18 protein-coding genes are annotated in these 21291 nt (G+C 72.4%); 13 read left to right on the top strand and 5 right to left on the bottom strand.

The features are described 5' to 3' along the window. Window positions 1-69: 69 nt before the first annotated feature. Window positions 70-1035 carry an alpha/beta hydrolase gene (locus KVT45_RS29805; protein ID WP_217552198.1) on the bottom strand — a complete coding sequence of 322 codons (966 nt, stop codon included), beginning with the start codon at window positions 1033-1035 and terminating at the stop codon, window positions 70-72. Window positions 1036-1066: 31 nt separating this feature from the next. Beyond that, window positions 1067-3847, bottom strand: coding sequence for a LuxR family transcriptional regulator (locus tag KVT45_RS29800; protein WP_254647516.1), 2781 nt, complete (start codon window positions 3845-3847; stop codon window positions 1067-1069). 162 nt (window positions 3848-4009) lie between these two features. Between KVT45_RS29800 and KVT45_RS29795 the strand changes: the two genes are divergently transcribed. From KVT45_RS29795 to KVT45_RS29775, 5 genes are all read left to right on the top strand, one after another. Then, window positions 4010-6802, top strand: a complete 2793-nt coding sequence (locus tag KVT45_RS29795; RefSeq protein ID WP_217552197.1) for a LuxR family transcriptional regulator — start codon at window positions 4010-4012, stop codon at window positions 6800-6802. A 421-nt stretch (window positions 6803-7223) separates the two neighbouring features. Next, entirely contained in the window at window positions 7224-8339 is a 1116-nt protein-coding gene (locus KVT45_RS29790) for an NAD(P)-dependent alcohol dehydrogenase (protein ID WP_217552196.1), read from the top strand. A 242-nt stretch (window positions 8340-8581) separates the two neighbouring features. Beyond that, the gene (locus tag KVT45_RS29785; RefSeq protein WP_254647515.1) at window positions 8582-9169 is read left to right on the top strand and encodes an ester cyclase; all 588 of its coding nucleotides are present in this window, start codon (window positions 8582-8584) and stop codon (window positions 9167-9169) included. Between the two features lie 43 nt (window positions 9170-9212). Then, window positions 9213-10217: a protein-ADP-ribose hydrolase gene (locus KVT45_RS29780; protein WP_254647514.1), complete on the top strand. Its 1005-nt coding sequence runs from the start codon at window positions 9213-9215 to the stop codon at window positions 10215-10217. Between the two features lie 124 nt (window positions 10218-10341). Next, entirely contained in the window at window positions 10342-11802 is a 1461-nt protein-coding gene (locus tag KVT45_RS29775; protein WP_217552194.1) for an aldehyde dehydrogenase family protein, read from the top strand. Here the strand turns inward: KVT45_RS29775 and KVT45_RS29770 are convergent. Next, the gene (locus KVT45_RS29770; protein WP_217552235.1) at window positions 11790-12716 is read right to left on the bottom strand and encodes an AraC family transcriptional regulator; all 927 of its coding nucleotides are present in this window, start codon (window positions 12714-12716) and stop codon (window positions 11790-11792) included. The genes KVT45_RS29775 and KVT45_RS29770 overlap by 13 nt on opposite strands. 35 nt (window positions 12717-12751) lie before the next feature. Here KVT45_RS29770 and KVT45_RS29765 point away from each other — a divergent pair, with 35 nt between their 5' ends. Further along, window positions 12752-13636: an NAD-dependent protein deacetylase of SIR2 family gene (locus tag KVT45_RS29765; RefSeq protein WP_217552193.1), complete on the top strand. Its 885-nt coding sequence runs from the start codon at window positions 12752-12754 to the stop codon at window positions 13634-13636. Between the two features lie 7 nt (window positions 13637-13643). Here KVT45_RS29765 and KVT45_RS29760 read toward each other — a convergent pair whose 3' ends face one another. Beyond that, a complete protein-coding gene (locus tag KVT45_RS29760; protein WP_254647513.1) occupies window positions 13644-14537 on the bottom strand; it encodes a helix-turn-helix transcriptional regulator in 894 nt (297 codons plus the stop codon). A 96-nt stretch (window positions 14538-14633) separates the two neighbouring features. On the opposite strand from KVT45_RS29760, the gene KVT45_RS29755 reads away from it, so the two are divergent. The 4 genes from KVT45_RS29755 (at window position 14634) to KVT45_RS29740 (ending at window position 17889) form a co-directional block, all read left to right on the top strand. Next, window positions 14634-15392 (top strand): nuclear transport factor 2 family protein, encoded by a 759-nt coding sequence (locus KVT45_RS29755; protein ID WP_217552192.1) that lies wholly within the window; start codon window positions 14634-14636, stop codon window positions 15390-15392. A 306-nt stretch (window positions 15393-15698) separates the two neighbouring features. Further along, window positions 15699-16763, top strand: a complete 1065-nt coding sequence (locus tag KVT45_RS29750) for an aromatic ring-hydroxylating dioxygenase subunit alpha (protein ID WP_217552233.1) — start codon at window positions 15699-15701, stop codon at window positions 16761-16763. After that, the gene (locus tag KVT45_RS29745) at window positions 16760-16954 is read left to right on the top strand and encodes a hypothetical protein (RefSeq protein WP_217552191.1); all 195 of its coding nucleotides are present in this window, start codon (window positions 16760-16762) and stop codon (window positions 16952-16954) included. Before KVT45_RS29750 ends, KVT45_RS29745 begins: the two co-directional genes overlap by 4 nt. Next, a complete protein-coding gene (locus KVT45_RS29740) occupies window positions 16951-17889 on the top strand; it encodes a PDR/VanB family oxidoreductase (RefSeq protein ID WP_217552190.1) in 939 nt (312 codons plus the stop codon). Before KVT45_RS29745 ends, KVT45_RS29740 begins: the two co-directional genes overlap by 4 nt. Here KVT45_RS29740 and KVT45_RS29735 read toward each other — a convergent pair. Then, window positions 17840-18550, bottom strand: coding sequence for an IclR family transcriptional regulator C-terminal domain-containing protein (locus tag KVT45_RS29735; protein ID WP_217552189.1), 711 nt, complete (start codon window positions 18548-18550; stop codon window positions 17840-17842). The genes KVT45_RS29740 and KVT45_RS29735 overlap by 50 nt on opposite strands. A gap of 210 nt (window positions 18551-18760) precedes the next feature. On the opposite strand from KVT45_RS29735, the gene KVT45_RS29730 reads away from it, so the two are divergent. From KVT45_RS29730 to KVT45_RS29720, 3 genes are read left to right on the top strand one after another with little or no spacing between them, the layout of a single operon-like run. Further along, window positions 18761-19726: an ABC transporter substrate-binding protein gene (locus KVT45_RS29730; RefSeq protein WP_217552188.1), complete on the top strand. Its 966-nt coding sequence runs from the start codon at window positions 18761-18763 to the stop codon at window positions 19724-19726. Continuing rightward, window positions 19723-20496 (top strand): ABC transporter permease, encoded by a 774-nt coding sequence (locus tag KVT45_RS29725; protein WP_217552187.1) that lies wholly within the window; start codon window positions 19723-19725, stop codon window positions 20494-20496. Before KVT45_RS29730 ends, KVT45_RS29725 begins: the two co-directional genes overlap by 4 nt. Next, a complete protein-coding gene (locus KVT45_RS29720) occupies window positions 20493-21269 on the top strand; it encodes an ABC transporter permease (RefSeq protein ID WP_217552186.1) in 777 nt (258 codons plus the stop codon). The genes KVT45_RS29725 and KVT45_RS29720 overlap by 4 nt, the downstream gene beginning before the upstream one ends. Window positions 21270-21291: the final 22 nt, after the last annotated feature.

Raw genomic sequence — 21291 nt, 5'->3', positions numbered from 1 at the left:
CAGCCTGTCGTGGCGGCGCCGGTGGGTGCATCAGTCGGCCGACTGGTCCTCGGTGGCTCCCGCTGCCCGTCACCGCAGACGGGCACGCAGAAAGGCACATCCGGTCAGAATCGCCGCCCGGGTGGGCACGCTGTCGGCCAGCGCGTGCAGCGCCACGAAGTCGTGGATCGTGCCGAGGAACCGCACGGACAGCGCCTCGACGCCGGCCTCGGCCAGCCGTCGCGCGTACTCCTCGCCCTCGTCGCGGGCGACGTCGGCCTCGGCGGTGACGACCAGGGCCGGCGGCAGCCCGGTCAGCTCCTCCGGGCGCGCCCGCAGCGGTGCCGCGGTGGGTTCGGTCCGCCGTGCCGGGTCGGCGACGTACCGCTCCCAGTAGGTGCGCAGCGCCCGGCGGGTGAGCAGGTAGCCGGTGGCGAACTGCTGTTGTGAGGGGCTGTCGCAACGGGCGTCGGTGAGCGGGTAGTAGAGCAGCTGCGCGTCGATCCGCGGCCCCTGCCGGTTCTTCGCCAGCATGGTCACGGCGGCCGCCAGCGTGGCCCCGGCGCAGTCCCCCGCCACCGCCGACCGGTCCGGATCCAGCGCGAGTTCGCCGGCGTGGGAGACCACCCAGGCCAACAGGGCGTAGCACTCCTCCAGGGCCACCGGGTAGCGGGCCTCGGGGGCGCGACTGTACTCGGGGACCACAGCGCACACGCCCGCGCCGGTGACAAGTTCGCTGACGAGGCGGGCGTGGGTCTGGGCGTCGCCGAGCGCCCACCGGCCGCCGTGCAGGTACAGCAGGGTCGGGAGCCGGCCGGGCATCGCGGCCGGGCGGACGGTCCAGAAGCCGAGCAGCCGCGACGGGCCGACCGGTGCCACACGGAAGACCGCGTCCACGTCGAAGTCCTCGAACCGGTCGGCCTGGGTCTCCCGCAGCGCCCGCCGTGCCGCGTCCGGGCTGAGGTCGTCGAGGGCGGGCGGCGCGGCGGAGGCGCTGACCAGGCGCTGCACCACGCGGTCGAGGACCACGGCCGTACCCGGTCGTCCGGGCCTCATGAACCCTCCTCCGGCCGGTCCGCCGGCCCCCTCACCGGCCCTGTACCAGGTCACGAAGCTGATGGCGGCTGCTGACGCCGAGCTTGGGGTACACGTTGTACAGATGCGAGCCCACGGTGCGCGGCGAGAGGAAGAGCCGCTCGCCGATCTCGCGGTTCGACAGACCGCGTGCGGCGAGCTGGACGATCTGCCGCTGCTGTGCCGTCAGCTGCTCCAGCGGGCCGTCGTCCTCGGGGGCGGGCGCGGCGCCGCTGGCGCGCAGTTCGCGATGGGCGGCGGCCGCGAGGGCGCCGGCGCCGAGGCGTTCGGCGGTCTCCAGGACCGTGGTGAGCTGCTGGCGCGCCTCCAGGGTACGGCGGCAACGGCGCAGCCAGACGGCGTAGTTGAGGCGGACGTGGCCGCACTCCCACGGCCACCGGTTCGCCCCGTGGTTGACGAGCGCGAGCTGGAAGTGTTCCTCGGCCTCGCCGTCCGGGCCGACCATGGCGGTGGCGTGGTGCAGGAGCAGCGTCATCCTGGTGCTCGGGCGCTCGCCCTGCTCCGCCCGGACCCGCTCCAGGATCGGCAGGGCCTCGGCCGATCTGCCGGTGCGCTGGGCGGTGACCGCGAGTTCGGCGATGCTCCGCGCCGACAGGAAGGGGTGCAGGGGCGCTCCGTCGGCGGTGAACAGGTCGCGCAGTTGCCGCCAGGCGCCTTCCATGTCTCCTTGCGCGAGGGCGGCGAGTCCTCGGCCGCGCAGCAGCCGGGCATGGGTGGCCCGGTTCTCGTCCAGGCAGACGGCACGCCAGACGGCGGGGGTGAGCCGGGGTGCCGCCGGAAGGGTTCCGCGCAGCGCCCGCACGGTCAGGGCCTGTGCCTCCAGATCGGCCTGGAGGCGGGGCAGGCGCAGCACCGCGGCCTCGGTCATGGCGTGCTGGATCACGGTCTCGGCCTCCGGGAACCGCCCGATGGCCACGAGGGTGTCCACGAGGGCGAGGACCGACCAGCCGCGCAGGCCGAAGGCGCGTGCGGTCCGCAGCCGGTCGTCGGCCGTGCGCGACTGCCCCAGGTCCACGTCCGCCTCGTCCGCCTGGTGGGCCACCGCGGCCAGGACCGCCCGGGCGGCCGGCGCGTCCGGGCCGACGGGTGAGGCGCCGTGCGGCCGGCCGAGGCCGGTCAGCGAGCCGGTGGCGGACCGCGGCCGGGCCACCGCGGTGACCAGCGCGTCCAGTGCCCGTCGGGTGTGGGGTGTGTCCAGGCGGACCAGTGGTCCGGCCGCGGCGGGGCGCCACCGTTCGGACCCCTCGGCCTGCCGGGCCCGGTCGAGCAGCGTGGCCAGGGCCGCCGTGTGCTCCGGCAGACCGGACTGGGAGGCGATGCCCGCCGCCAGGCCCGCGAGCGCGAGCGCGAGGGTCCGGTCGGCCACGGGGAACAGCTCCGAGACGTCGGCCAGCAGCTCGAAGGCCTCGCGCTGGGCGGACTCCTGGGAGAGCGTGGAGGCCAGGGCACCGGCCGCGGCGCAGAGGAGCCCCGGATCGTCGGTTTCCCGGACGACCCGGGCGTACAGCTCCCGCACCCAGCCGGGGTCGCCCACCGCGTGCGCCGCCGTCAGGGCCTCGGTCAGCCGGCGAGCACGTTCCGGGCGCCCTGAGCTGAGCCGGGCCGCCTGCTCCAGGGCGTACGCGGCCTGCGCCGCGTCCCCGCGCCGCCAGGCGGAGGCCTCCAGCGCGGCGGCGACGAACGCGTTGGTCTCCACGGTGGTGGCGGCCAGGTGCCGGGCCCTGACCTCGGGCAGCAGGGCGGCCTTGGCGAGGTCACGGTGTGCCTGCTGGCGCTCGCCCGCCGGGCGCCCCAGATACGCGGCCGACCGCGCCAGCGGATGCCGGAAGTCGAGCCGGTCCTCGACCAGCGTGACGAGTCCGGCAGCCTCCGCCGGCGCCCACACCGCCAGGTCGCCGGTGCCCAGGGCCGCCATGACGGCGGCGACGGGTTCGCCGGGCCCGGCGGCCGCCGCGTACAGCAGGGCCCGGCGCGTGTCGGCGGGCAGCGCGTCGAGCCGTACGCCGAAGACGTGCTCGGCGGGCGCGCGCCGCAGCGCTCCGGCTGGTCCGGGCGCGCCGCGACCCAGTTCGACCAGGGCCAGCGGGTTGCCCTCGGCCTCCGCCAGGATCTCCAGCCGGTGCCTGCCCGCGGGTGCCGTCGGCTGCCGGTCGAGGAGCGCGGCGGCCGCCATGTCGTCGAGCGGGCCCAGGCACAGGGTTTCGGTGCCCGGCGGCGGGCCGGGCAGGGCCGCCTCGTGGCGGGCGGCGAGCAGCATCGTCACCGCGCGGCCGGGCAGCAGCCTGGCCGCGGCGAACAGCGTCTCCAGGAAGGCCCGGTCGCACAGGTCGGCGTCGTCCACGCACACCAGCACCGGCCGGGACGCGGCGAGCCGGTCCAGCAGCGCCGTCACCGCCGCGTGCAGCTCCGCCTCGTCCGGTCCGCCGTCCCCTCGCAGTACGGCCGTCAGCACCCGATGGTGCGCGGCGGACAGGACGGCCGGTTCGCCCATCACCGGCGACGCCAGCAGCTGGTGCAGACAGGCGTGCGCATGCCGCGGGTCGTCGGCCCAGCCCTGCGCGGACAGCACGAGCACGCCGTCGGCGGTGGCCCGTTCCCGGACGTGCCCGAGCACCGCGGTACGCCCGATCCCCTCCTCCCCGAGGAGCAGCAGGGTCTGGGGAGTGCCGGGCTCGCGCGTCACACACCGCAGGATCCGCTCGATCTCGCCGTCCCGGCCCAGGACGGTGGCCTCGTCGCCGGTCGTGGACTGCTGGGGTGGCTGGACCGTCATTCACTTGCTCCCGTGGCGGTGGCGTTCTCCCTGGCCAGGGCACATCATCGCGGACACCGCACGGGAACGCTTCTGTCACATGACCAGTCGCCCGCCGTTCCGGCCGGGTCGGCGGTCGCTGGCAGGATGACGGCATCAAGGGCTCGACGACAAGGACTGTTCATGCACGCCGGCACCGACCATCCCTCCGATCCGGGCATCCTGGGCCGGGCCGCCGAACTGGCCCGCCTCGACCGTCTGCTCGCAGCGGTGGACGGCGGCGGCCCGCAGGTGCTGGTGCTGACCGGGGAGCCGGGAGCGGGCAAGAGCACGCTCGTCGACTGGACGGCCGAGCGGGGGCGGGCCCGGGGCCTGGGGATCCTGCGGGTGCGCGGCAGCGAGGGCGAGGCGGGCCTCGGGCTGTCAGGGATGCACCAGCTTCTGCATCCGTTGCTTCCCGGGGACGGTCTGCCCGCGGGGCAACAGGAGGCCCTGGACCGCGCCTTCGGTCCGGAGGCGGCGCAGTACGAACTGCGCCTCGACCAACTGTCCCTGTGTGTCAGCGTGTTCGCGCTCATCGCCGAGGCCGCCGCACACCGGCCCCTGCTCCTGCTGGTGGACGACGCCCAGTGGCTGGACCTCGGCTCGGTGGACGTACTGGCCTTTCTCGCCCGGCGGCTGGAGGGCAGGCCGGTGGCGCTGCTGCTGGCCGCCCGTGAGGAGAGCGTGCCGGCCCGCTTCGACCGGGACTTTCCGCAGGTCACCGTGGGCCCGCTGGGCCGTACCGCGGCGGGGCGGCTCCTGGACGCCCAGCCGGACCCGCCCCGGGGCAAGGCCCGGGCGGAGATCCTCCGGCAGGCGGCCGGCAATCCGCTGGCCCTGATCGAGCTGCCCCGCGCCCTGGCCCGGGGCCGGACCGGGGGTTCCGGAGGTGCCTGGGATTCCGGGACTGCCGTGGGTACCGCCCTGCCGCTCACCGCGCGTCTGGAGAACCTGTTCGCCGCCGACCTGCCGGGCCTGCCCGCACCCACGCGGGAGGCCCTGCTCCTGGTGGCAGCGGCGGGCACGGCGGGCCTGACGGACCTGGTCCGTGCCGCCCCCGCGCTGGACGTCGTCCGGGCGCTGGACCCGGCCGAGCGCGTCGGCCTGGTGCGGGTGGAGAGCGGCCGAGTGCTGCTGCGTCACCCGCTGGTCCGCTCGGCCGTCTACCACGCGGCCTCCTTCCAGGAGCGCCGGCAGGCCCATCTCGCGCTGGCCGCCGCGCTGGCCGAGGAGCCGGACCGCCGGGCCTGGCAGCTGGCCGCCGCGGCGACCGGTCAGGACGCGGAGGTCGCCGACGCCCTGGCCGAGAGCGCCGAACGCGCCCGTGGCCGGGGCGGTTACGCGGCCGCCGCGACCGCGCTGGAACGCGCCGCCGAGCTGACCCCGGCACCGGAGCTGCGCGCCCGGCGCCTGCTGACGGCCGCGCAGTCGGCGATGTTCGCAGGCCACCCGCAGTGGGTCGGCGAGATGAGCGGCCGGGTCGGTGACCTGACCGAGGATCCCCGGCTGCGTGCCGAGGCCTCGCTGCTGGGCGGGTGGGCCCTCGGGGTCACGCTCCGGCACGAGGACGCGCTGGCCCTGCTGCTGGGCGTCGCCGAATCCACCGCCGCCTCGGCCCCGGACCTGGCCCTCGGCGCGCTCAGCAACGCCGCGACGTCCGTCTACAACTCCGGGGCGTCCTGCTACCGCGCGGAACTCCGCCGGATCGGCGGCCTGATCGACGAGGACGGCGATCCCGCCGGCTGTGCCTGGGCCCAGGCGGTCATCGATCCCCATCGCGAACGGCCGCGTCTCATACGGCTCCTGGAGGACGGGCTGGCCGCCCTGGCACAGGAGGAATCCCTCGGGAGCCTCACGGCGCTGGGCGGCACGGCCTGGATCCTGGACGAGACCGAGCAGGCCGTACGCGTCCTCGGCCGGACCATGGACCTCCTCCGGCGCGCCGGCAGCGCGGGCACGAACGCGACCGTCACCCAGGCGCTCGCCCTTGCCCTGTTCGAGAGCGGCTCGTGGACGGCGGCCGAGGAGGCGGCGGGCGAGGCGTTCTGGATGGCGACGGAGGCGGGGGCCGACAACGTGACCGTGGGCGCCCGCGTCCTCCGGGCCACGCTGCGCGCGCTGCGCGGCGACCACGCGGCGGCACGGACACGGGCGACGGAGGCCGTACGGGGCGTGGACCTGCGCAGGTCCCTGAGCCTTCAGGTCCGCCACCGGCACGCCATGGGCATGGCCGCGTTCGTGGCCGGCGACCACGCCGACGCCTACGAGCAGCTGCGCGCGACCTTCACCCGGGACTTCCGCCCCGCCCCCGTCCACTACCACGCCTCCCTCTACTACCTGGGCGACCTGGCCGCCGCGGCGGTCCGCGCCGGGCGGGCGGACGACGCGCGCACGGTGGTCGACGCCGTGGCGCACGGCCTGAAACCCGACCCCTCCCCCAGGCTGGCCGCCGTACTGCACCGGGCGACCGCGCTGCTGACCGGCACCGGCGACGCCGAACGCCACTTCCGTGCCGCCCTCGACGACCCCGCCACCGACTGCTGGCCCTTCGAAAAGGCCCTCGCCCACCTCGACTTCGGCGAGTGGCTGCGCCGGCACCGGCGCAGCGCCGAGGCCCGCCCGCACCTCAACGCGGCACTGGAGTGCTTCCAGCGTCTCGACGCCCGCCCCTGGACCGAGCGCACGGCGGCGGAACTGCGGGCGGCGGGGGCGGCGACGGCCACCGCTCCCGCCGGCGAACTCACCCCTCAGGAACGCCAGATCGCCGAACTGGCCGCCCAGGGCCTGACCAATCGCGACATCGCGGCCCGCCTCTACCTCTCCCCCCGTACGGTCGGCTACCACCTGCACAAGGTCTTCCCCAAGCTCGGCATCACGGCCAGGGCCCAACTCCGGGACGCCCTCATGCAGGAGGGGCAGGAGGGTCGGGGGTAACCGGGCGCCGGGGCCGTACCTCGGTCCCGGCCAGGTATGCGGGGGCGGCCCACGCCACGTGTAGTGCGGTCCGCCCCCTCGGCGCCGCCTTCGGCCGTGCGACCGGCTTCGGCCGTGCGACCGGCTTCGCCTCGGCGCCGCGATGACGTGGTGGCCGTCGCCGATGACATCCGCCGCTCAGGCCGCCCCCGTCAGCCCATGCTGTCGGATTCTGACCATGCCTCGTCGCAATTGCGTCGCTTCCCTCGGTGACTCGGCTCATAGGTTGAGAGCGCGGCGCGGGTACTGCCGTTCGTCGCTCAGTGCGACGTCGCCGCCGTGATCCTCACCCGGTCGACCGGCCGCCGGAGACGCCTGTGTCCGTCCGAAGGCCAGGGGTGCTCCGCCCGCTTCACTCAATGACAGGCAGGAAGGCACGACCATGACCGAGACGCGAGCAGCGGTGGTCCGCCCGGGCACGGGGACGTTCGTCTGGGAGGAGGTCCGGCTGCAGGACCCCCGGCCGGACGAGGTCCTCGTACGCATCGTGGCCGCGGGCATCTGCCATACCGACCTCGCCGTCCGGGACGAGAAGCTCCACACCCCGCTGCCCGCCGTCCTCGGCCACGAGGGGGCCGGTGTCGTGGAAGCGGTCGGCTCCGACGTCACCCGGGTCGGCGCCGGTGACAAGGTGCTGCTGTCGTTCAGTTCCTGCGGCCGGTGCGGTGCCTGCGAACACGGTCATCCCGGCTACTGCGACACGTTCATCGCGCGCAATTTCGCCGGCGCCCGGCCCGACGGCAGTACGCCGATCCACGGCGCCGACGGCACCCCGCTGGGCGGACGCTTCTTCGGCCAGTCCTCGTTCGCCCACCACGCCGTGGTCGACGAGCGCAGTGTCGTACCGGTCGAGGCCGCCGACGAGGACGAGCTGGCGCTGCTCGCACCCATCGGCTGCGGGATACAGACCGGCGCGGGCGCCGTACTCAACGAACTGCGCCCCGGCCCGGGAGACACGGTGGCCGTCTTCGGCGCGGGGGCGGTGGGTCTGTCCGCGGTCATGGCGGCCGCGTTGACCTCGGCCGCCCACGTCATCGCCGTGGACATCGTGCCCTCGCGCCTCGACCTCGCCCGTGAGTTGGGGGCGACCGATGTGGTCAACGGCAAGGAGGAGGACGTCGCCGCCCGGCTGACGGAGATCACGGCGGGCCGGGGTGTGACCCATGCGCTGGAGAGCAGTGGCGTTCCCGCTCTGCTGCGGCAGGCCACGGACTCGCTCGCCGTTCGGGGGACCGTGGCCGTGGTCGGGGCTCCGCCGGTCGGCACCGACGGCACCTTCGACGTCAACTTCCTGCTCAATGGGCGCGTCGTCCGGGGCGTCACCGAGGGCGACAGCGATCTGCTCGGTTTCGTACCGTCCCTGGTCGGTCTGTTCCGTGCGGGGCGCCTGCCGTTCGACCGGATGATCCGCTTCTACCCGCCGGACCGGATCAACGATGCCGCAGCGGACGCGGCCGGCGGCAAAGTGGTGAAGCCAGTGCTGCGATTCCCCGCCTGACGGCGCTGCGCGGCGCCCCGGGACGGCTCCGGCCTCCGTCGCACCGGCTGCTACCCGCCCTGCTTCCCGCCCCGGCGGATGTCGGCTTCTGACCATAAGAAGTCAGGATCCGGACCGATAAGCCCGGCAGGGGCGACTTAGTTTGAACACATCGCATCCGGCTGCCGACGTCGTCATCGGCAGATTCGTCTCCGGCCTTTCCCCGATCAAGGAACCGAAAAATGTTGGATCGTCGCTCTCTCTTGCGCAACACCAGTGCGGCCACGCTCGGCGCGCTGGCCCTGACCGCGGTCGCCGGCGGTACGGACCTGGCGGCCGCGGCCGAACGCCACCCGGACCTGTTCGGCGACCCGGCCTCGACCCCGGAGGCGGAGTCGCTGTGGCCCGCGCACCTCACCGCCGTCGAGTGCCGCAATCTCAGAACCTTCGACGAGCTCGACTTCCAGGTCTACTCCGGCCAGGAGTGGGACCGTCTCGGTGAGAGCCACGCCCAGAACGTCCGTGTGCACTGGCCCGACGGCCACTACACGGACGGCATCGAGCGTCATCTCGCCGATCTGAAGTCGCAGTTCGTCTGGGCGCCCGACACCCGTGTCAGCGAACACCCGCTCCGCATCGCCAAGGGCGAGCTGACCGCGGTCACCGGAGTGCTGACGGGCACGTTCTCCAGGCCCATGCCGGACGGGACGGGCGGTTTCATCCGGCCGACGAACAAGAGCTTCGCCGTCAACATGGTCACCGTCGGGCTCTGGAACAAGCACGGTGTCATGGACGAGGAGTTCCTCTTCTGGGACAACCAGACCTTCAACCAGCTGATCGGGCTCGCCTGACTCCCCGCCGAGCTCTGCTCCGATATCCGTTCCGGAACCTTCCATGACCACCTCGCCGGAGCCTGCCATGGCCGACTCGCGCTTCCCGTCCCACGGCCTCACCGAGCGGAGCGTCCCGCCCCCGGCGCTTCCGCTGGCCGCCTACCGCGAGGCGATCGCCCTCGACGAGCCGTTCCGCCGGTCGGCGCCTCCAGCTCCCGCCGACCGGCTGGACGACCACGTGCGTGCCGCGCTGCGCATGCTCAGCGGCGATCCGGCCGTGCTCCGGCTCGGCCTGCGCGCCGGCTCCCTGCCCGATCCCGGTGCCACCGACCCGGCTACCGCCAGGCGACTGCTGCGCGCCCTGCTCACGGTCCGTCCGCCCGGTCCGCTGCCCGACGACACCACCAAGGTGCTCGACGCCGTACTCGGTGCGGAACGCCACCTGCGGCCCACCGTCGCGGTCCGCCAACTGGGCACGATCGAACAGAAGTTGCCCCGAAGCGCCTTCCGGGCGGCTCGACACACCACGCTGTGGCGGGGGGACATCACCACGCTCGCCGCGGACGCGATCGTCAATGCCGCGAACAGTGCCCTGCTCGGCTGCTTCCAACCGCTGCATCCCTGCATCGACAACGCCATCCACAACGCCGCAGGACCCCGGCTGCGGGACGACTGCGAGACCGTCATGAGGCTGCAGGGCGCCGCCGAGCCAACGGGCACCGCCAAGATCACCCGAGGGCATCACCTGCCCGCCCGTTACGTCCTGCACACCGTCGGCCCGATCACCGACGGCAGGCCCCGTACCGGTGACGCGGCGGCGCTGGCCTCCTCCTACCGGTCCTGCCTCGACCTCGCCGCCGAAGTGGAGACCGTCCGCACCCTGGCCTTCTGCTCCGTGAGCACCGGGGTCTTCGGATATCCCAAGGACGAGGCCGCCCGGATCGCCCTGAACACCGTCGCCGACTGGCTCGACGCGTACCCCGACCGGTTCGACCGGATCGTGTTCACCGTGTTCGACGCCGACGACGAGTCGGCCTACCGAAGAGCCCTCGGCACAGCCACGTGAACCGCGCCCTGACGGGTTGCCGGCCGCGACCCGGCCGCCCGCGGCTGCCCCGTACCTCCCGTACCTCCCGCACCTCCCGTACCTCCCGTACCTCCCGTACCTCCCGTACCGAAGGAAACCCCCCATGCCCCTTATCCGCGACATGCTGATCGACGGCAAGGACGTACCCGCGCTCTCCGGCCGTACCACCGAGGACATCGACCCGTACACGGGCGAGGTGTACGCAACCGTTCCCGCGGCCGGCCCGGAGGACGTGACACGTGCCGTGGACGCCGCGGACGCGGCCTTCGCACAGTGGGCCGCGCTTGCCCCGTTCGTCCGCCGGGCGATCTTCCTGAAAGCCGCCGACCTGCTGGAGTCCCGGACCGGGCAGGTCGTCGAGACCATGGCCCGCGAGGCGGGCGGAACGCGCCCGTGGGCGCACTTCAACGCGCGCCTCGGGGCCGACATCCTGCGCGAGGCCGCCGCCGCGGTCACCGCGCCGCGCGGTGAGGTGCTCAGTGCCCAGGAGGAGGGCGTGCTGGGGCTGGCCGTACGCGAACCACTCGGCGTGGTGGCGGCGTTCGCGCCGTGGAACGCTCCGGTCATCCTCGGTGTGCGGGCCGTCGCGGGTCCCCTGGCCGCGGGCAACACGGTCGTCGTCAAGCCGAGCGAGGACGCGCCCGTCGCCTGCGGGCTGCTCATCGCCGATGTGCTCCGCGAGGCGGGTCTGCCCGACGGCGTTCTCAACGTCGTGACCAACGACCGTGAGGACGCCGCCCTGATAGCGGAGACGCTGATCGCGGATCCCCGGGTGCGGGCCGTGAACTTCACCGGCTCCACGCACGTCGGCCGCGTCATCGGCAGACACGCGGCCGACCATGTGAAGCCGGCCGTCCTCGAACTGGGCGGCAAGAACGCGGTGATCGTCCTCGCCGACGCCGACGTCGACCACGCCGTCGACGCCGTCACCTTCAGCGTGTTCATGAACTCGGGCCAGATCTGCATGTCGGCCGACCGCGTCCTCGTGCACGCCTCGCTCGCCGAGGAGTTCAAGGAGAAGTTCACCGCGAAGGTCGCCGCGCTCCGGGCCGGTGACCCGAGCCACCCGGAAACGGTGGTGGGCCCGCTGGTCAGTGCGTCCGCCGCGGAGCGCGTGGCCGGTCTGGTCCGGGACGCGGTCGCCGAGGGCGCCACCGTGCTCACGGGCGGCGGCCGGACAGAGCGCGCCGTGCATCCGGCGACCGTGCTCACCGACGTGCCCAGGAGCGCCGAGCTCTACTACGCGGAGGCCTTCGGCCCGTTGTGCGTCATCGGGACGTTCTCCGACGACGACACCGCGGTAGCGCTCGCGAACGACACCGACAACGGCCTGACCTGCGGCATCATCACCGAGAACGCGACCCACGGTCTCACCGTCGCACGCCGCGTCCGCACCGGGATCGTGCACATCAACGACCAGTCCGTGGCCGACGAGCCGCAGGCGCCCTTCGGCGGTGTCAAGGCGTCCGGTTACGGCCGGTTCGGCGGACGGTGGGGCATCGAGGCGTTCTCCAACACCCGTTGGGTGACCATCGCCACCCAGCAGGCCCGCTACCCGTTCTGACCACCCGCCGGTTCATGAGCGGCCTGGCGCCCGCGGACCTCGTCGCGGAAGTCGATCGGGGACCGGCCCACCCGGTGCAGGAAGTACTTGCTGAACTGGGAGGGATTCACGAAGCCGAGTTGGTCCGAGATCTGGCTTGCGGTCCGGTCGCTGTGCGCGAGCAGACGTTTGGCTTCCAGGACGACGCGGCGGTCGACGAACTCCTTCGCGCTCAGCCCGGCGCTGTTCAGTGTGGCGCGGGCCAGAGTGCGTGGCGAGTAGCCGAGCATCCGGGCGTAGTCCTCCACGCGCCGGGTGCGGGTGAAGTTCCGCTCGACGACGTCACGGAAGCGGAGATAGATCTCGTCCGGTTCCGGCGTGGGGCTGCCGGCCGGAACCGTCAGGTGGGCCAGACGCAGCACCAGAACCGCCAGCAGGTGGCGCAAGGCCGCCGTGTGCACCTCCAGCGGCAGGTGACCGAGCGCCTGGAACTCGTGCCTCAAGTGCTCGGCGGCCTCGTCCAACGCCCGGGCGTCGTCGGCGACCGGGACGCTGACGACGGGCGCGTACGGGTCGTCGACGCGGGCGGCGACGGCGGTGGCGGCGTCGAGCATGTCCTGCTGGAACAGGATCAGCGTCCCTTCCGCGTTCGCGAGGTTCCCCCACTGGTGCACCCGCCCGGGGCGCACCCACAGCCAGGAACCCGGCCGGAGGACGTGTTCGGTGAAGTCCACGGTCTGCCGGAGCTCCCCCGAGGTGAGCGTGAGCAGTTGGTGGAAGTCGGGACGCTGGGGCCGGGCGAGGGACGGCTGCGGCACACGGCCGCGCAGCTCGGCCAGCGACATGACCTCGGCGCCCGTGGGCGTGCCCGCAGGCGCGGCGAACGGAAGCTCGGGGATCTCCCGCGAGGCGGCGTGTCGGTTTTTGACCATCATCATCTGCCATCAGGCTAACCGGAAGGACCCCAGGAATGGCGAGTTCCACACGCGACACCCACACCTCCGCGCCACAGGCGGTCGAGACACTGCGTTCCTGGCTGGCGGAGGCCGACCGGGTGCTGGTCGCGGCGGGGGCGGGTCTCAGCGCGGCCGCCGGCTTCGACTACGGCGACGCCCAGCGTTTCAGGGAGCTGCTGCCCGCGCTGTACCGCCTCGGGCTGCGGTCACGCTACCTGCTGGGCGTCCCACTGCCGGCGGACATGATGTGGGGCTACTGGGCCGTCCACATCGACGACATCCGCCACAGCCCGGGCACCAACGAGCTCTACCGGCGTCTGCGCACACTGGTCGGCGACCGCGACCACTGGGTCGTGACGTCGAACGTCGACGCCCTCTTCGCCCGCAACGGCTTTGCAGCGGACCGCGTCTTCACCCCTCAGGGCGACTACGGCCGACTCCAGTGCACGGTGCCCTGCACACGCGAGACCTGGCCCAGCAAGCCGTACTTCGACCGGATCCTCGCCGTGTACGACCGTGAGAGCGGGCGGGTGACCGACCCGGCCGCGCTGCCGCAGTGCCCTCGCTGCGGTGCCGCCGTCTTTCCCAATGTCCGGGTCGGCCCCGAATTCGTCGACGACGCCTACCTTCCCGCGGGGCGGCGGCTGTCCCGCTGGCTCGACCGGGCGCCCGCGGACGGCAGGCTGCTCGTCCTGGAGATCGGTGCCGGCTTCAACACCCCGGGCGTGATCCGGATGCCGATGGAGAACCTGGTACGCCATACCCCGCGGGCCCGGCTCGTGCGAGTCAACCCCGATCATCCCGACGTACCGTCCGACCTCGGCGACCGAGCACTGTCCCTGCCGTACGGAGCCGGCTCGCTCCTTGACGCGCTCACGCCCCGGCTGCCGGAGGGGTGACGGTCGGTCAGTGCTGGGTGTCGCGGAAGGCGCCCGGGGTCAGGCCGGTCGTGCGGATGAAGAACTTGCTGAAGTTGGTGGGTTCGGTGAAGCCGAGCCGGTCGCTGACGGCTGCGACGGGCAGATCGGTGTGGGCGAGCAGCCGCTTGGCCTCCAGTACGACCCGGTCGTCGACGAGTTGCTTCGCGGTGTGGCCGGTGGCCCGCTGACAGGCGCGGTTGAGGGTCTTGAGGGAATAGCCGAGCCGGGCCGCGTATTCGTGGGCCTGGCGCAGGACCGCGAAGGACCGCTCCAGTTCGTGCCGGAAGAGACGGTACGGCTCCTCCGTGACCGCTTGTGCGCAGCCGTCGGAGGCGGGGAGACGGGCGATGCGCAGCAGCAGGGCCGCGAGCAGTTGGCGCAGCAGTTCCTTCGTGATCTCGGGGTCCTGCTCGGGGAGGTCGGTGTACTCGGCGGCGAGGTCCGCCAGCGCACGGTGGAAGCGCTCGTGGTCGTCCGGGCCGAGGAGCCGGTACGCCGGGCCGAAAGCGTCGTCCGTCACACGGGCGGTCGCGGAAAACCGGGGCGGGAAGTCCGGGGTGAACAGGACGACGGTGGCGTCCAGGTCCGCCGGAGCGTCGCCGGACGTCATCGGCAGGCGCTGTACCTGACCGGGCCGGATGTACAGCAGAGTGCCGGGCCGAAGCGGCACGTCGACGAAGTCGACCATGCCGGTCGCCTCGCCGCTGTGGACCAGGGTGAGGTGATGGAAGTCGAGCCGGTGCACACGCCTGAACTCATCGCCCGGCAGACGACGAGCGAGGTCCGTGAAGGTGAGCACCTCCATCCGCAGATCCGGCCGGGCCGGGTTGCGGTAGCCCCGCTCGATCACCGGAGCTTGTCCCATTCCGACCATAGCCATGCCTGATTCTACCGTGTGCCGGCGCGGGCCGGCCGCGAGAGTGGATGCAGTCCGGCGGGCAGGTTGTCACCGGAAAGCGCAGATAGGAGAGGTGCCATGAGCAACAAGGAGATCGTCCTCAAGGCGGCCGGCGAGCTGTTCGGGGACAAGGACCCGAGCGCGGTGGACCGCTGGGTGGCCGCCGACTACCGTCAGCACAGCAGCCTCGCGGCGGACGGCCCGGAGGCACTGCGGCAGCTGGTGGCCGGACTGCCGGACGGCTTCCGCTACGAGGGCGCCCGGGTGATCGCCGACGGCGACCTGGTGGCGCTGCACGGCACGTACCACGGCTTCGGCCCCGAGCCCCTGGTCGCCTTCGACCTGTTCCGTGTGGACGCCGACGGCAGGCTCGCCGAGCACTGGGACGCGCTGACGCCGGTCGTGACGGCGACCGCTTCCGGACGCTCGCAGACCGACGGTCCGGCCGAGCCGGCCGACCTGGAGCGGACCGAGGCCAACCGGGAGCTGGTCACCGAGTTCGCGGAGAAGGTCCTCAAGGGCGCCGACTACTCGGTGCTCACCGACTACATCTCCACCGAGACCTACCGCCAGCACAACCCGGAGGCGGCCGACGGCCTGGCCGGCTTCGGCGCCGCCGCGGCCAAGTGGGCCGAGCAGGGCAAGAACCTGGTCTACAAGAACGTCCACAAGGTCGTGGCCGAGGGCGACCTCGTGCTCCTGCAGTCGGAGGGCGAGTTCGGGGTGCCGGTCGCCTACTGGGACCTGTTCCGTGTCGTCGACGGCAAGATAGTCGAACACTGGGACGTCATCGCTCCCGTCCCGGCCGAACTGCCGCACTCCAACGGCCTGTTCTGAGACACCGTCCGCCTGTCGATCGCGGGGCCGGTCTGGGGCCGTTGACCAGGAGAAACACAGAAGTCCGGCTGGAGTACCAGTGCTCTTCAGCGCGCCGCCGTAATCCCCCGGCGCCGAGGCTCCGGCACTTCTGAACGTCCTCGGCGCCCAGGCCGGTGGCCATCTGCGCCAGCGCCACAGCGGACACCGGCGCGAGCCTCACCAGGCACTTTCCCGCTGGTCTTCCGTGGCACGGAAGCCTTCTTGCGCACCCCCGGAGCCCGTCCCGACGATGTCGCCACGACCCAACGACGGGAGCCGAACGCCATGCCGCACATGACCGCCTTCGCCAGGAACCAGTGGTACGTCGCCGCCTACAGTCACGAGGTCGGGCGGGAGTTGCTCAGGCGGACGATCCTCGGAGAGCCCCTCGTGTTCTACCGGGCGGAGGAGGACGGTGCGCCCGTCGCCCTCGGCGACCGCTGTGTGCACCGCCGTTACCCGCTGTCGGAGAGCGGGCTCGACGGCGACCGGATCGTGTGCGGGTACCACGGGTTCACCTACGACCGCACCGGCGCGTGCGTGTACGTGCCGGGGCAGAAACGCATCCCGCGCACCGCCCGGGTCGCCTCCCACCCCGTGGTCGAGCAGGACTCACTGGTGTGGGTGTGGGTCGGCGACCCGGCGCTCGCCGACCCGCAGGCGATACCGCGGGCCCGCCACCTCGACTCCCCCGGCTGGACCACCGTCCGGGGCATGGAGCCGATCGACGCCGACTACGGCCTCCTCGTCGACAACCTCCTCGACCTCTCCCACGAGACCTATCTGCACGGCGGCTACATAGGCACCCCCGAGGTCGCCGAGACCCCCATCACCACCGAGGTCGACGAGGGCGCCGGGATCGTGCGGGTCAGCCGGCACATGGACGACGCCGAGTGCCCGCCGTTCTACGCCCGTTCGACCGGGATCGCGGGGCGCATCACACGCTGGCAGGACATCGAGTACCACGCGCCGTGCCTGTACCTGCTGCACAGCCGGATCGCTCCGGTCGGCGTCCTGCCGGAGGCCGACGGCAGCGACCCGAACGGCTTCCACACCGAGATCACCTACGCGATCACCCCGTCCGCGGACGGCAAGGTGTACGACTTCTGGATGGTCTCCCGGGACTGGGCGACCGATGACGCCGAGGTCACCGAGTTCCTGCGGACCAACAACCACACAGTGGTGATGCAGGACGTGGACGCCCTCAACCTCCTCCAGAAGACGCTGGGTTCGGAGCGGGCCGGCTACCAGGAGCTGAGCATCAACATCGACACCGGCGGCCTCGCCGCCCGCCGCATCCTCGCCCGGCTGGTCGAGGAGGGCGACAAGCCCGTGGAGAAGGTGCTGTGAGCGCACCGACCGGTGAGGTCTACCGCATCGACTGGCTGCCGGGCACCGACATCCTGCACGGCACCTGTCACTGCGGCGCCGAGCACACCGCCCAGGATCCGGTCGTGATGTGGGAGTGGATGCTCGGCCACCCCGAAGGCCACCAGCCCCAGCCCCAGCCCCAGTTCCAGTCCCCGGAGCACGCCCCATGAGCCTGTACGAGGCCGAACTCGTCGTAGCCGAGCGTGTGTCGGCGGCCGAGGGGGTCGTCGCCCTCACCCTGCGGCATCCGCTGGGCGAGGAACTGCCCGGCTGGGACCCCGGAGCCCATGTCGATGTCGTGCTCGGACCGGAGCTGGAGCGGCAGTTCTCGCTCTGCGGGGACCCCGGGGACCGCTCCGGCTGGCGGGTCGCGGTGCTCAGGGAACCCGACAGCCGGGGTGGATCCGCCTATGTCCACGAGCAGTTGGGCGTCGGCGACAAGGTGCGGGTGCGCGGGCCGCGCAACCACTTCCGGCTCGAATCCGCGCCCCGCTACCGGTTCGTCGCGGGCGGCATCGGTATCACCCCGATCCTGCCGATGCTCGCCGCCGCCGAGGCCGCGGGCGCCGAGTGGACGCTGTTGTACGGCGGGCGGAGCCGTCAGTCCATGGCGTTCACCGGCGAGTTGGCGCGGTTCGGCGGGGAGCGGGTCACCGTCGCCCCGCAGGACGAGACCGGGCTGCTGGACCTGGCCGGCGTCCTCGACGACGTCCCGGACGGCACCCTCGTGTACTGCTGCGGTCCTGGGCCGTTGCTGGACGCGGTGGAGGAGCGCTGCCCGGCCGGCGTGCTGCGGGTCGAGCGGTTCCGGCCCAAGGAGCAACAGGCGGGCGAGGAGCGGGAGTTCGAGGTGGTGCTCGCGCAGAGCGGTCGTACTCTCACCGTCGAGCCCGGCGTCTCCGTGCTCGACACCGTCCGGGCCGCCGGGATCGAGGTGCTCTACTCCTGCACCGAGGGCACCTGCGGGACGTGCGAGACGGATGTCCTCGAAGGCGACCCGGACCACCGGGACTCGGTGCTCACCGAGGAGGAGCGGGCGGCCGGGGAGACCATGCTCATCTGCGTGTCGCGGTGCCGGGGGGCGCGTCTGGTGCTGGATCTGTGATCCGCAGGTCCGCCTCGATCCGCGCCACCGCCGCCAGCAGGTGCGCCAGCAGATCGCGGCGGGCCGCCACGGCGGACGTCCGGCCGGAGTGCATCGCGAGGCTCACTCCGGCCACCACCCGGCCGCTCCGGTCCCGGACCGGGGCGGCCATCGTGCTGACGCCGGCCTCGGGATCGCCTTCCAGCAGGGTGTAGTCGGGTTGAGGCTCAGCCGCCAGCAACACTCTCCCCATCGCCGTCCCGTACGCCGGTAAGCGCGCTCCCACCGCGATCGTCGCCGCCATCACCCGCCGGGGCCGGGCGGCGGCGACCGGCACGACGGCGTCGCCGTCCAGCAGGCACAGCGCCGCCGACTCCCCCGCCACCTCGGCGAGTCGTACCAGATGCGGCTGCGCGAGGTTCGGCAGCTCCAGGCCGGAGAGGTAGGCGTAGCCGAGCTCCAGGACGCGCGGGGCGAGGCGGAAGCGGCGGCCGTCCGAGTGGACGTAGCCCAGGTCGGCGAGGGTGAGCAGCAGGCGGCGGGCGGCGGCGCGGGTCAGGTCGCAGGCGCGGGCCACCTCGCTGAGCGTGCGCGCCGGATGGTCGGCGTCGAAGGCCCGGATGACGGCCAGGCCACGCTCGAAGGACCTGACGAAATGCGGTGCGCGGGCATCCCTCGACATCGTCGCCTCCCGGTCCGACACTGTCCGACTCACGGTCCGACACGGAGAACACGGTGAGAGCGCGGTTCGATAACTGTCAACAATTTTGTCAGCTAAAACCATTGACCGGGTTGTACGGCCGGTTCTACGTTCCCGCTGAGCACCAACCGAGCACCAGTGTGCGCACAGCGCACAGCCTGTCGGAACACCGTTGTCTGCACAGGAGGAGCCATGCGTCGTCTGCTTGCCGGTCTCGCGACCGGCACCTTCCTGCTCGCCACGGCGGCCTGCGGCTCCTCCGGGGGCTCGTCGTCCACCTCGCCCTCGTCGGGCGGCACCACCACCGTCAAGGTGGGGATCATCCCCATCGTCGACGTGGCCCCCCTCTACCTCGGCCAGAAGGAGGGCTTCTTCAGCAAGCGCGGCCTGAAACTGTCGATGACACTCGCCCAGGGCGGCGCGGCCATCGTCCCGGGCGTGACGAGTGGTCAGTTCCAGTTCGGCTTCAGCAACATGACCTCGCTGGTGATCGCGCAGTCCAACAACGTGCCGGTGCAGGCGATCGCCAACGGCGTGGCCTCGACGGGCGTGGCGGGCAAGGACTTCGGCGGCCTCGTCGTGAAGAAGGGCAGCAGCATCACGTCGCCGAAACAGCTGGAGGGCAAGAAGGTCGCGGTCAACACGCTGAAGAACATCAACGAGACCGCCGTACGCGAGTCCGTGCGCAAGGCCGGCGGCGACCCGGACAAGGTGCAGTTCGTCGAGCTCGCCTTCGACCAGATGCCGGCCGCCCTCGACAAGGGCCAGATCGACGCCGCGATGGCGGTCGAACCGGCCCTTGCGACCATGAAGCTCCAGGGCGCCACCGAGATCGCCTCGCCGCTCGTCGACGTGGCGAACAACCTGACCGTCGCCATGTACTTCACCTCGACGTCGTACGCGCAGAAGAACCCCGGCGTCGTGACCAAGTTCCAGGCGGCCGTCGCGGAGTCGCTGTCCTACGCGGACGCGCACCCGGACGAGGTCCGGCAGATCGTCACCACCTACACCAAGACCCCGGCGGACGTCCTCGCCAAGGTGACCCTGCCCAAGTGGCCCGCCGAAGCGAACCGTTCCTCGATCGAGACGCTGGAGAAGCTCAGCGAGCAGGACGGCCTCTTCAAGACGGCACCCGACCTGGACAAGCTGCTGCCGTGAAGGGTCTGAACACCGTGCTCGGCGCGGCCGGGCTCGCGGCCTTCCTCGCCCTCGGCGAGGCGGTGCCGCGGCTCGGCCTGGTCAAGGCCGACTACTTCCCGCCGACCAGCCGGATCGCCCGCGCCCTCGGCACCGAACTCGCCGACGGCGCCTTCTGGTCGGCGCTCGGCGACACCCTCACCGGCTGGGCGGTGGGGCTGGCCGTCGCGGTCGGCGCCGGCATCGTGGCCGGGGTCGTCATCTCGGTCGTCCCGCACCTGCGCGAGGCCACCGCCTCCACGATCGAGTTCCTCCGCCCGATCCCCTCGGTCGCCCTGATCCCGCTCGCGATCCTCCTCTACGGTTCCGAACTCCGCTCGGTCCTCCTCCTCGTCGTCTACGCCTCCTTCTGGCAGGTGCTGATCCAGGTGATGTACGGCGTCCAGGACGTCGACCCGGTAGCCGAGGAGACGGCACGGTCGTACGGTCTCGGCACCTGGGCCCGGGTCCGCCATGTGCTGTGGCCGACCGCGCTGCCGTACGTCATGACCGGTGTCCGGCTGGCCGCCGCGGTCGCGCTGATCCTCACCATCACCGCCGAACTGGTCATCGGCGCACCGGGGTTGGGGCAGCAGATCGCGCTCGCCCAGTCCTCGCAGGCGGTGCCGGACATGTACGCCCTGATCGTGGTGACCGGGCTGCTGGGGCTGGTCATCAACGTGGGCGCCCGGTCGGTGGAGCGGCGGGCGCTGGCCTGGCACCAGTCGGTGCGCGGGGAGGTGGCGGTGTGAAGGCCGTCCTGCTGAGAGCCGGGTACGTCCTCGCCCTGCCCGCCGTCCTGGTCGCGCTGTGGTGGCTGGCCTCCGACGGCAGCACGAACGTCTACTGGCCGCCGCTGCGCACGATCCTGAGGACCTTCCCGGACGTGTGGACCGGTCAGCGGCTCCACGACGACCTGCTGCGCAGCGTGCTGCGGCTGCTCGCCGGATACGCGTCGGCGGCCGTCCTGGGCGTGGCCCTGGGCACGGTCATCGGCTCGTACCGGCGGGTGCGGGCGGTGTGCGAACCGGTGCTCGAGTTCCTGCGGGCGGTGCCGCCGCCGGTCCTGGTGCCGGTCATCATGCTGTTCGCGGGCATCGGTGACGCCATGAAGATCGTGGTGATCGCCAGCGGCTGTGTCTGGCCGATCCTGCTCAACACGGTCGAGGGTGTACGGGCGGTCGACCCGGTGATGGCGGAGACGGCCCGCTCCTACGGCATCACGGGCCCGGCCCGGCTGCGTACGCTGGTACTGCGTTCGGCGAGTCCGCAGATCTTCGCGGGCCTGCGGCAGGCGCTGTCGATCGGGATCATCCTGATGGTCATCAGCGAGATGTTCGCGGCCAGCAACGGGCTCGGCTTCACCATCGTGCAGTTCCAGCGCGGCTTCGCGATCCCCGACATGTGGACCGGGATCCTGCTGCTGGGCCTGCTCGGCTTCGCGCTGTCGGTGGTCTTCCAGGTGGTCGAGCGGCGGATGCTCGGCTGGTACCACGGGCTGCGCGCGACAACCCGGCGGTCCTGAATGAACCTTGCGAAGGGGCGGT

The organism is Streptomyces sp. GbtcB6 (assembly GCF_019091475.1).
GTDB lineage: Bacteria > Actinomycetota > Actinomycetes > Streptomycetales > Streptomycetaceae > Streptomyces > Streptomyces hyaluromycini.
This window is presented reverse-complemented; position numbering and strand designations above follow the sequence as displayed.

What these genes read in the sequence shown, in the direction of transcription:
- KVT45_RS29805 (WP_217552198.1), bottom strand. Translation starts at nt 1,035, where the DNA reads ATGAGGCCCGGACGACCGGGTACGGCCGTGGTCCTCGACCGCGTGGTG.
- KVT45_RS29800 (WP_254647516.1), bottom strand. Translation starts at nt 3,847, where the DNA reads ATGACGGTCCAGCCACCCCAGCAGTCCACGACCGGCGACGAGGCCACC.
- KVT45_RS29795 (WP_217552197.1), top strand. Translation starts at nt 4,010, where the DNA reads ATGCACGCCGGCACCGACCATCCCTCCGATCCGGGCATCCTGGGCCGG.
- KVT45_RS29790 (WP_217552196.1), top strand. Translation starts at nt 7,224, where the DNA reads ATGACCGAGACGCGAGCAGCGGTGGTCCGCCCGGGCACGGGGACGTTC.
- KVT45_RS29780 (WP_254647514.1), top strand. Translation starts at nt 9,213, where the DNA reads ATGACCACCTCGCCGGAGCCTGCCATGGCCGACTCGCGCTTCCCGTCC.
- KVT45_RS29775 (WP_217552194.1), top strand. Translation starts at nt 10,342, where the DNA reads ATGCCCCTTATCCGCGACATGCTGATCGACGGCAAGGACGTACCCGCG.
- KVT45_RS29770 (WP_217552235.1), bottom strand. Translation starts at nt 12,716, where the DNA reads ATGATGGTCAAAAACCGACACGCCGCCTCGCGGGAGATCCCCGAGCTT.
- KVT45_RS29765 (WP_217552193.1), top strand. Translation starts at nt 12,752, where the DNA reads ATGGCGAGTTCCACACGCGACACCCACACCTCCGCGCCACAGGCGGTC.
- KVT45_RS29760 (WP_254647513.1), bottom strand. Translation starts at nt 14,537, where the DNA reads ATGGCTATGGTCGGAATGGGACAAGCTCCGGTGATCGAGCGGGGCTAC.
- KVT45_RS29755 (WP_217552192.1), top strand. Translation starts at nt 14,634, where the DNA reads ATGAGCAACAAGGAGATCGTCCTCAAGGCGGCCGGCGAGCTGTTCGGG.
- KVT45_RS29750 (WP_217552233.1), top strand. Translation starts at nt 15,699, where the DNA reads ATGCCGCACATGACCGCCTTCGCCAGGAACCAGTGGTACGTCGCCGCC.
- KVT45_RS29740 (WP_217552190.1), top strand. Translation starts at nt 16,951, where the DNA reads ATGAGCCTGTACGAGGCCGAACTCGTCGTAGCCGAGCGTGTGTCGGCG.
- KVT45_RS29735 (WP_217552189.1), bottom strand. Translation starts at nt 18,550, where the DNA reads ATGTCGAGGGATGCCCGCGCACCGCATTTCGTCAGGTCCTTCGAGCGT.
- KVT45_RS29730 (WP_217552188.1), top strand. Translation starts at nt 18,761, where the DNA reads ATGCGTCGTCTGCTTGCCGGTCTCGCGACCGGCACCTTCCTGCTCGCC.